9 protein-coding genes are annotated in these 8,509 nt (G+C 42.9%); all 9 read right to left on the bottom strand.

The annotated features are described in order from the left end of the window. Window positions 1-134: 134 nt before the first annotated feature. Window positions 135-866 carry a cold shock domain-containing protein gene (locus tag ACE01U_RS13455; RefSeq protein ID WP_119063181.1) on the bottom strand — a complete coding sequence of 244 codons (732 nt, stop codon included), beginning with the start codon at window positions 864-866 and terminating at the stop codon, window positions 135-137. A 121-nt stretch (window positions 867-987) separates the two neighbouring features. Beyond that, window positions 988-1,281 (bottom strand): cold shock domain-containing protein, encoded by a 294-nt coding sequence (locus ACE01U_RS13450; RefSeq protein ID WP_086208143.1) that lies wholly within the window; start codon window positions 1,279-1,281, stop codon window positions 988-990. An 86-nt stretch (window positions 1,282-1,367) separates the two neighbouring features. Further along, window positions 1,368-2,003: a uracil phosphoribosyltransferase gene (gene upp, locus ACE01U_RS13445; RefSeq protein ID WP_110975552.1), complete on the bottom strand. Its 636-nt coding sequence runs from the start codon at window positions 2,001-2,003 to the stop codon at window positions 1,368-1,370. A gap of 121 nt (window positions 2,004-2,124) precedes the next feature. Then, on the bottom strand, window positions 2,125-3,621 hold the full coding sequence (gene nuoN / locus ACE01U_RS13440) for an NADH-quinone oxidoreductase subunit NuoN (protein ID WP_086208145.1): 1,497 nt from the start codon (window positions 3,619-3,621) through the stop codon (window positions 2,125-2,127). Between the two features lie 3 nt (window positions 3,622-3,624). Beyond that, window positions 3,625-5,232 (bottom strand): NADH-quinone oxidoreductase subunit M, encoded by a 1,608-nt coding sequence (nuoM, locus tag ACE01U_RS13435; protein ID WP_171264407.1) that lies wholly within the window; start codon window positions 5,230-5,232, stop codon window positions 3,625-3,627. Between the two features lie 7 nt (window positions 5,233-5,239). Next, window positions 5,240-7,129, bottom strand: a complete 1,890-nt coding sequence (nuoL, locus tag ACE01U_RS13430; protein ID WP_151707214.1) for an NADH-quinone oxidoreductase subunit L — start codon at window positions 7,127-7,129, stop codon at window positions 5,240-5,242. Continuing rightward, complete coding sequence (gene nuoK / locus ACE01U_RS13425) at window positions 7,126-7,434, bottom strand: NADH-quinone oxidoreductase subunit NuoK (protein ID WP_004695395.1); 309 nt, start codon at window positions 7,432-7,434, stop codon at window positions 7,126-7,128. Before nuoK ends, nuoL begins: the two co-directional genes overlap by 4 nt. After that, window positions 7,434-7,952: an NADH-quinone oxidoreductase subunit J gene (gene nuoJ, locus ACE01U_RS13420; protein ID WP_171264408.1), complete on the bottom strand. Its 519-nt coding sequence runs from the start codon at window positions 7,950-7,952 to the stop codon at window positions 7,434-7,436. Before nuoJ ends, nuoK begins: the two co-directional genes overlap by 1 nt. Then, window positions 7,952-8,494, bottom strand: a complete 543-nt coding sequence (nuoI, locus tag ACE01U_RS13415; RefSeq protein ID WP_004651038.1) for an NADH-quinone oxidoreductase subunit NuoI — start codon at window positions 8,492-8,494, stop codon at window positions 7,952-7,954. The genes nuoJ and nuoI overlap by 1 nt, the downstream gene beginning before the upstream one ends. Window positions 8,495-8,509: the final 15 nt, after the last annotated feature.

Below are 8,509 nucleotides of genomic sequence, written 5' to 3'. Positions count from 1 at the left end.
AGGTGAATTTATTTGAAAGGAAGCTCTTAAAGGCTCTGTTTTTACCTGACAAAAAGTGGAATAAGCAAGAAGAACCTCAACTGAGGTTCTTCTTGTGATATTTGTGGGACAGCAGTGACCCGAAGGTGCTTTTTTTATTTCCCAAATTGGCGCTCACAAGGCTCACCATCATTGTTCCCATCCATTTTGGTATTTGGACAGTTCCTTAAGAAGTAAAGCGCTTCTTCATAGGAACGCATTTGGGAGCAATGGGTTCGTCCATCGCATTTGAACTTTCCTGTGCTGACAGGTAAACGACCATTTTGTTTATCAATGCTCTGCGTCACACGTTCTGAGCGAGGTTGATTGGTTTGATGTAGCTCAGCATCTAAGTTTTGTTTACCTTGCTCTGTAAGCACCTGATCAGGTAACTCACCTAAAGCCTTACGTTGTTCTTCTACAATCTGCTGTTGCTCAAGCATCAATTGCTCAGCTTTATGTTGTTTTTCGATACTATAGCTTTGATATTTGCCATAAATCAGAAATCCCAACACTGCAATCACAATCACACCGATCACGGTAATGATCGTACTTTTATGTCCTGCCTCGTTATAGCGAACAGATGAGTTACTCGGTCTTACTTTTTTCTTTAACTCACCTAATTTTTGAGTTTCTGTTGGATGATTCAGCCGCTGGATATTTCCAGCCTTAAACTTGCCTTGTTCTTCCACAATCATAAACTGCAACGCTTCACCAATCTTGGGTTCAATGTTGTTCTGTGGCAAATCTTTGATATGAAAAAACACATCATCAACATCCCCGTCTACTTCAATAAAACCAAAACCACGTGAGGGGCTAAAGCTTTTGATTTTCCCGTTCAGAAACATAATATGTGCTAATCAACTGTATTTTCGAGTATTGTAATCAATAAAAAAGAGGCTAAAAAGCCTCTTTCAATCAAAATAAGCAGATTAATTTTGCAGCATGTGCATACTCAATTTACCCATTTTAACGTCTGAAATTAGACAATAAATCTGTGGTAATCGACTTATTGTGGCTTGAGACTTTCGATTTCTTAGCTTTGGCAGAGTTGTCTTCAACCCGCTCAATTTTAATTGCTTTATAGCGATCGCCATTTTCAACCACATTAAACTTTACACGTTCATTGCGTTTCGGCTCACCTGAGTCTGCTGGGAAATCCGAGATATGAAAAAATACGTCGCCTTCAGGTGAGGAAATAAAACCAAAACCTTTATCCGCATTATATTGCTTCACTTTTCCTTGATATTGTTCAGACTTCATTACCCGATCCTCATCTGTACATGGCTAGATAGCCAGTATATAAAAAAGAGGCTGTGAAAGCCTCCTTTATGCATTCATTTTAATCATTAATCTTTTTGAACTGAACCAAAGATTTTATCGCCCGCATCGCCTAGACCCGGCACGATATAACCATTAGCATTTAAACCTTGGTCGATTGAAGCCGTGAAAATAGTGACATCTGGGTGCGCATCATTTACACGTTTAATTCCTTCAGGCGCAGCAACCAATACCATTACACGAATATCTTTACAACCACTTGCTTTCAATACATCAATCGCAGCAACCAACGAAGACCCTGTTGCAAGCATTGGGTCAATAATCATGGCTAAACGGTTTTGTACATCTGGCACCAATTTTTTGTAATAAGTACGCGCTTCAAGCGTTTCTTCATCGCGCTCTAAACCCAATACAGATACTTTTGCACTTGGAATCAGGTTTAAGAAACCATCCAACATACCAATACCCGCACGTAAAATTGGCACAACCGTAATTTTTTTACCCACAATACGGTCTACGATGACTTTACCATTCCAACCATCAATTTCATGATCACACACAGGTAAATCTTTAGTTGCTTCATAGGTCAACAGCATAGTCACTTCTTGAGCCAGCTCGCGAAAGTTTTTCGTGCTGATATCTGCACGACGAAGAAGACCAAGCTTATGACGAATCAACGGATGACGAATTTCATGGATAGCCACGGGAGAGCACCTAAAAGGTAAAATAAAATTCCTGACATTATAAAGCTTTTTATCGTGCGATAAAAACAAAAAGCCCCCAATTGATGGAGGCTTTTTTATTAAAACAAAACGTTTTGAATGATTAGTGCTGTTGAGAAAGCATAAAGTGGATTGGAGATAAAATCTCAGACTGAAGCGCAAGCTTAATAATTGGATCTGGATAGATACCAATCACCAGTACTGCCGCCGCAGCTAAAAGCACCATAATCCCCCCCACTTTTTGGCCCCAATGATCCACAGCGTCGACACGCGGTGCGTCTGGTGGTGTCATATACATCACAACCATCACACGAAGATAGTAGTATAGACCAATACCAGAACCAACAATGATCATCGCAGCAAGGAACCAATGTTGAGTCGTTACCGCAGCCATCACCACCAGGAACTTACCAATGAAGCCCGCTGTCAATGGAATACCTGCAAGCGATAACATCATCACGGTTAACACTGCGGTCAACACTGGACGACGCCAGAATAGACCACGGTAGTCTGCTAGGCTTTCTGCTTCATCCACGTTGTTATATGGACTAGACATCAATGCAACTGCACCGAACGCACCAATTGTAGTTAATACATAAGTGATTACATAAACAGATACGTTTCCAAGGCTTGCATAGGTCATGCTGATTAAACCAATCAACAAGTAACCAAAGTGTGCAATTGAAGAGTATGCCAAGATACGTTTCAAGTTTACTTGCTTCACTGCAAGGAAGTTACCCACCAAGATTGATAACACTGCAATCACAGTTAAGATCGTGATGATAGAGTCAACTAGGATTGCACCTGAAGTTAAAATGTAACGTACAAACAGGCCAATTGTTGCGACTTTTGCAGCCGTTGCAAGGAAAGTTGCAATCGGTGTTGGTGCACCTGCATAAACGTCTGGTGTCCATTTGTGGAATGGCGCTAAGGACAGTTTAAATGCCACAGCAAATACGATGAAACCTAAACCTAAAAGCACCATCGGTTGCTGGATGTTTTGCATTAACGCTTGAACATTGTCATAGAACGACATTGAACCTGTGTACGCGTAAATGTAAGCCATACCCATCAACAACATTGCCGAAGCGGTTGCTGAAAGCACCAAGTACTTCACACCCGCTTCTAAAGATTTAGAGCGTTGGTGTGTATACGCCAATAAGCCATATACAGGAATCGACATCAACTCAAGGCTAATGAAGAACGATGCATAGTGAGAGCTTGCGACCATTAACATTGCACCAGTCACTGATGACAACATTAAGATATACAGTTCTTCACGGTTATCTTTATAAGTCTCGATATAGGCATGAGACAAAGTACAGCATGCCAGTGCCGCAATCAAAATGATCACTTGGTATAACAAGGTGAACGCATCCACCATGAACATACCCATCACGTTTGCTGGTTTAAAAGCCCCACCAAACATTGTGAAAAGCACATAAGCTGCTGCAAGGTTTAAGCCCACAACTGATGCTGTTGCAATTAAGTTATGGTTACGCTTAATTGCAGTAAGAATCATCACGACGATCGTTGTTAAAGCAACGATCATCACAGGAGCTAAAGGCATAAGCTCAGAAAATGACATTGTGAAGTTCATGACTTATTGCATCTCCACATTTTCGAGTTGAACAGTTGCTTGACTTGCAACGTCAACGACTTCTTGTACAGGAATGTAGCTGTTTGCTAACCACGCCATGCTTGAATTTGAAATATCAAGGAAGCTTTGTGGATATAGCCCCAGCCATAACAGACCGAAAGCACAGATTAACAAGATCACTACTTCACGCGCATTTAAGTCTTTCAATGGGTTATTGTAGTGCTGTTGTTGTTCTTCGTTCGGTGTACCAAACAATGCTTTGTGGATCAGAATCAAGCCATAAAGACCTGCAAATACTAAGCTTACAGCTGCCAGAATAGTAAACACTGGGAATTTTGCATAAGAACCCATCAAGATTAGGAACTCACCAATGAAGTTACCTAGACCCGGAATACCCACAAGCGCCGCCACGAAGAACATGAGGAAGAATGCAAGATATGGGAACTGACCACGCATACCGCCCATCAAACGCATATCGCGTGTATGAACACGCTCGTACACTTGACCACACATAATGAACAATGCAGCAGATGACAAGCCATGTGCCAACATCATGATCATCAAACCTTGGAAGGTTAAGATATTACCTGCGTAAATCGCAAGTAAAACAAAGCCCATGTGTGAAATCGACGTGTACGCAAGTAAACGTTTCATATCGGTTTGCTGGAAAGCACACCAAGCACCGTAGAAGATACCGATCAAACCGAAAATGATCGCGATATCTGCAAACTGTGCAGAAGCCGCTGGGAAGAATGGAATCACAAAACGAAGTAGACCGTATGCAGCCGTCTTAATCAAGATACCTGCAAGGTCAACCGAACCCGCTGTAGGTGCTTGTGCATGCGCATCTGGTAACCAGCCGTGTAATGGGAAAACTGGAAGTTTTACCGCAAAACCGACAAATAAACACAGCATGAATGCATAAGCAACGGTAGGTAATTCTTTGTCTAAAGTGTTGGCTACAGCTAATAAGTAGTTGTAATCAAAACCGATCATACCTGTCATCATGTAACCATAAACCACGAGGCCTAGGATACCGATCAACATAATAAGACCAGCGACTTGCGTATAGATAAAGAATTTGGTTGCAGCGTAAACACGTGATTTACCTTCTGCCCCTTTATGACCCCAAAGCGCGATCAAGAAGTAGATAGGTACAAGCATCATCTCCCAGAAGAAGAAGAACAAGAACATGTCAATCGCTAAGAAGACACCGATCACACCACCCAAAGACCATAAAAGGTTTAAGTGGAAGAAACCAACATTCTTTTGAATTTCACCCCAAGAACAGCCGACAGCCAACACACCTAAAAGTGCCGTTAAGCCCACCATTAATAGAGATAGGCCATCCACCGCTAAGTGGATGTTAATGCCTAAAGTTTGAATCCATGGCAACATGAATTCAGCAGACCACGATGGCACTTTCGCGCCAAGTTCGTAGTTAAATGTACCTGTTTGCCACAGCGCAACAGTTAAGCCCAAAGTAATGAGCATACCAATCAGCGCAATATAACGCGGCAGTTTGTCGTCGAGTTTGTCGACTAACCAACAAATAAAACCAGCAATGAACGGAACTAAGATCAGCGCGGGTAGAATCCAGTTGTTTGTGATTTCCATCTTATTTCCCCACGATCTGAGTTACGATCAAGACCATTAGCAATACAAAGATACCTAATGCCATGCTTGATGCGTAATCACGCAATGAACCTGTTTGACGTGAACTTGTGAAGCTATGCCCACCTTTCACAATAGCAGGCAAGACTAACCACAAGCGATCAATTGGATCACGACCTAAAATCTTCGCAATAAGCAAATATGGTTTCACAAAAACGATGTCATAGAGCGCATCGAAACCTAGCGCATTACGGCAAATGTTTGCAAGACCTGCACCCAATGACGTTTTAGCAAAGCTTTTCACAGCACTATAAGCAAATGCAAATAACACCACACCAATCGCTAAACCAACAAGTGCAATACCAACAGCAGTCCATTCAGCGCTGTGCATGCCATGTTCTAATGCTTCTGGGATTACAAATGCTGGGATTTTTGCTGCATTTAAAATGCTTTCTACAGGTGCTTTAAGTACCGCACCAATGAAGGTTGAAAGTACTGCAAGAATACCCAAAGGTCCCCAGTATGTGATGCCTTTAATCGCATGATATGGGGTATTTTCTTTACCAAAGAACACAACCCAAATCAGACGGAATGTGTAAATCGAGGTTAAGAATGCACCTGCTACACCCGCCCAGTATAATGAGTTATACACTGCGATTGATTCACCTTGAACCCAAACTGCACCTAAGATCGCGTCTTTCGAGAAGAAGCCCACGGTGATATATGGAATCGCGGCTAATGCACCGCCACCAATGGCGAAACACATAAATAGGAATTTATTCTTGTAGAACAAACCGCCCATCTTGAAGATGTTTTGTTCGTGGTGATAAGCCAAAATCACTGCACCTGAAGACAAGAATAACAATGCCTTGAAGAATGCGTGAGTCAGCATGTGGAATAGACCTGCTTGGTAAGCTTCAGCACCCACAGCCATAAACATATAACCGAGCTGACTCATTGTAGAGTAAGCCAAAATACGTTTGATGTCGGTTTGAACCAATGCAGCAAAACCAGCCACTAACAAGGTTACCGCACCTGTGATTGAGATAAACATCATCACTTCTGGTGCCATTTCAAACACGGTATGCATACGGCAGCACAGGTAAACACCTGCAGTTACCATCGTTGCAGCGTGGATCAACGCAGATACAGGTGTAGGACCTGCCATCGCATCGGCCAACCATGTTTGTAATGGGATCTGTGCAGATTTACCTGCTGCACCCAAGAACAACATGAGTGCTGTCCAAATGGTTAAAGATGAACTTTGTGTCATCACTGTTGGTGCAGCTGCAACCACTTCCGCAATGTTTAATGTACCGAACTGTTGGTAAATTAAGAACAAAGCGATCAGTAAGAACACATCACCGATACGTGTTACGGTAAATGCTTTAATTGCTGCAAAACCATTTGCAGGGTTTTGGTAGTAGTAACCAATCAGCAAGTAAGAACATAGACCCACGCCTTCCCAACCTAAGAACAATAACGCTAAGTTATCGCCCAATACGAGCAGCAACATGCTAGCAACGAACAGGTTGAAATAAGAGAAGAAACGTGCAAAGTCTTCTTCGCCACGCATGTACCATGACGCAAAGATGTGAATTAGGAAACCCACACCCGTCACCATACCCATCATGAGCAGTGATAAACCGTCAAGATGTAAGCTAATGCCTGGGCTTAGATTACCGACATTGAACCATGTCCACAGATGTTGAACATAAGTCACTTTGCCGTTATTAACAAAGTCTAGACCAGCGATCAAAGCAACCAATGCAGAAAGGCCAACTGCCCCCACACCAATAATGGCAGCAACATTTTCAGGAAGCTTGTTGCGACCTGCCGCTAAAAGGACAAAACCAATGAGCGGGAATAATACTGTTAAATATAAAAAACTCATCCGCGCATCTCACTAGCAGCATCCACATCCAAGTGATGGAAGCGATGGTAGAACTGAAGGACGATCGCAAGACCAATACAAGCCTCTGCCGCAGCAAGCGTTAAGATCAAAATAAACATGATTTGTCCGTCTGGTTGTACCCATGCACTACCAGCCAAAACAAACGCAAGCGCTGCTGCGTTCATCATGATTTCAAGGCTCATTAACATAAATAATAGATTGCGTCGCACCATCACACCGTAAAAACCCAGTGCAAAAAGGATGGTTGCAACAATCAAACCATGTTCTAAAGGGATGTTGCCCATTATTGTTTGTCCTCTTCTGCACCTGGTTCACGTTTACCAAGATGGAATGCTGCAACCAATGCAGCAAGCAATAACATGGCAGCAACTTCAACCAATAATAAATAGTGAGTAAAGAGTGCTTGGCCAACGACTTTTGGACCCACAACTTCGGTACCCATAGCAGGGCCAGCCACTGTGTAGTCAGAGCCGAGCATCCACACCAACACCAAGCCCATTAAGAAGCTCATGAGTGCTGGATATGCCCAAGCAGACGATGTTAACCATTTACGCTCTTGTTCAACGGTATGTTGACCAAGGTTTAACATCATCACTACGAATACGAATAACACCATGATCGCGCCTGCATAGACGATGATCTCAAGCGCGCCAGCAAATGGCGCACCCACGATCATAAACATGCCTGCAACTGCAAGAAGTGACACGATCAAGCTCAATAAAGCGTGTACAGGATTCGCGTTGGTCACAACACGAATCGTAGAAACGATGGCCACAAGTGCCATCAAATAAAATGGCCACATCATGGTAATAAGCTCCGTACATCAACTGGTGCGCTTTCACGCTGCGCTTGACCTTTGTCTTTTCCAGTTACAGCCATACCTGTTACACGGTAGAAGTTGTAGTCTGGATATTTACCAGGACCTGAAATGAGTAAGTTTTCTTTCTCGTATACCAAGTCTTGACGAACGTATTCACCCAACTCGAAATCTGGCGTCATTTGAATTGCAGTCGTCGGACATGCTTCTTCACACATACCGCAGAAAATACAACGTGAGAAGTTGATACGGAAAAACTCCGGATACCAACGACCATCTTCCTTTTCTGCTTTTTGTAGTGAAATACAGCCAACAGGACATGCAACTGCACATAAGTTACACGCAACACAACGTTCTTCACCATCTGGGTCACGTGTTAACACGATACGACCACGGAAACGTGGTGGAACAATTTGTTCGGCTGGCACTTCTGGGTAAAGAATGGTGTCACGTTTACGTGTCACGTGTGAGAAAACCATCCACAGTGAACGTACGATTGACCCGAACCCAGCTAGAATTTTATACATTTTATTCTCCCTGCC

This window comes from Acinetobacter halobius, assembly GCF_044130335.1.
In the GTDB taxonomy this organism is placed as follows: Bacteria; Pseudomonadota; Gammaproteobacteria; order Pseudomonadales; family Moraxellaceae; genus Acinetobacter.
The sequence above is the reverse complement of the archived record's forward strand: the minus strand, read 5'-3'. Positions and strand labels throughout refer to the sequence as shown.

Excerpts from the sequence above, each read along its gene's own strand:
- ACE01U_RS13455 (WP_119063181.1), bottom strand. The coding sequence starts at position 866 with ATGTTTCTGAACGGGAAAATCAAAAGCTTTAGCCCCTCACGTGGTTTT.
- ACE01U_RS13450 (WP_086208143.1), bottom strand. The coding sequence starts at position 1,281 with ATGAAGTCTGAACAATATCAAGGAAAAGTGAAGCAATATAATGCGGAT.
- nuoN (WP_086208145.1), bottom strand. The coding sequence starts at position 3,621 with ATGAACTTCACAATGTCATTTTCTGAGCTTATGCCTTTAGCTCCTGTG.
- nuoL (WP_151707214.1), bottom strand. The coding sequence starts at position 7,129 with ATGAGTTTTTTATATTTAACAGTATTATTCCCGCTCATTGGTTTTGTC.
- nuoK (WP_004695395.1), bottom strand. The coding sequence starts at position 7,434 with ATGGGCAACATCCCTTTAGAACATGGTTTGATTGTTGCAACCATCCTT.
- nuoJ (WP_171264408.1), bottom strand. The coding sequence starts at position 7,952 with ATGTGGCCATTTTATTTGATGGCACTTGTGGCCATCGTTTCTACGATT.
- nuoI (WP_004651038.1), bottom strand. The coding sequence starts at position 8,494 with ATGTATAAAATTCTAGCTGGGTTCGGGTCAATCGTACGTTCACTGTGG.